Below are 378 nucleotides of genomic sequence, written 5' to 3'. Positions count from 1 at the left end.
GCGTACTGAGGGAAGAAGATGTTGCTTATGATTCCATTAGGCCCAATTTTCCAGGCTGTAGGCGCGGTGGTCGATTTGATTATCGAGGCCGTCGAAAATTTCTCTGACAGCTGAAATGGGATAAAAAGATGAACGCAGGAAAAGTCATTCTCGGTGCGCTGACCATTATCGGCCTGCTCGCCGATCTTATCGACGATGACTAAACACAAAAATACCGACTCATCAAGAGCCGGTATTTTTTGAGCATGTCAATATGGTATACCCATCTGAAACAACGAAAAACTATGTCAATAGGGTCGTTTTCGGACTTTTGAAATATGTCAGAATGTACGGCGACCCTATTGCAATCAACCACGTTTCAACTGCTCAATAAGATTA

Annotated in this window: 1 protein-coding gene; it reads right to left on the bottom strand. The window is 43.4% G+C overall.

Annotated features, from left to right (window positions below; genetic code table 11):
- The coding region (locus DW088_RS16125; protein ID WP_207663036.1) for a hypothetical protein at positions 1 to 209 on the bottom strand (209 nt) is incomplete at its 3' end.
- Positions 210 to 378 lie beyond the last annotated feature (169 nt).

Source organism: Butyricicoccus sp. AM05-1, from assembly GCF_003474415.1.
GTDB classification, from domain to species: Bacteria; Bacillota; Clostridia; order Oscillospirales; family Butyricicoccaceae; genus Agathobaculum; species Agathobaculum butyriciproducens.
This window is presented reverse-complemented; position numbering and strand designations above follow the sequence as displayed.